Source organism: Lachnospira pectinoschiza, assembly GCF_020564355.1.
Classification (GTDB): domain Bacteria; phylum Bacillota; class Clostridia; order Lachnospirales; family Lachnospiraceae; genus Lachnospira; species Lachnospira intestinalis.
This window is the reverse complement of the sequence record NZ_JAJCRR010000056.1, coordinates 1-339: the sequence shown is the minus strand read 5'-3', so window position 1 is coordinate 339 and position 339 is coordinate 1. Positions and strand designations below refer to the sequence as shown.

The 339-nt window shown below is 51.3% G+C and carries 1 rRNA gene; it reads left to right on the top strand.

What is annotated here, in order from left to right:
- A 23S ribosomal RNA gene (locus LI288_RS14225) occupies positions 1-339 on the top strand; the annotation flags it as partial.

Here is a 339-nt window from a genome sequence, read left to right as displayed (position 1 = left end):
CGTAGCCGATGGACAACAGGTTGAAATTCCTGTACTGCATTAAATCAGAACTGTGGGGACACAGAAGGAAGGCATGAGCCGGAAAAGGAAAATCCGGTGCAAGCATGGGAGGGGTATGACAGGCAAATCCGTCATGCAACCCGAGAATGTGACGCGGAGCGAACAAAAGTAGCGAAGCATGCTTACCGGCTGTCGAGAAAAGCCGCTATTGTGTTTAATGTACCCGTACCGTAAACCGACACAGGTGGATGAGGAGAGAATCCTAAGGCCGGCGGGAGAAGCATTGTTAAGGAACTCGGCAAAATGACCCCGTAACTTCGGGAGAAGGGGTGCTCTTAG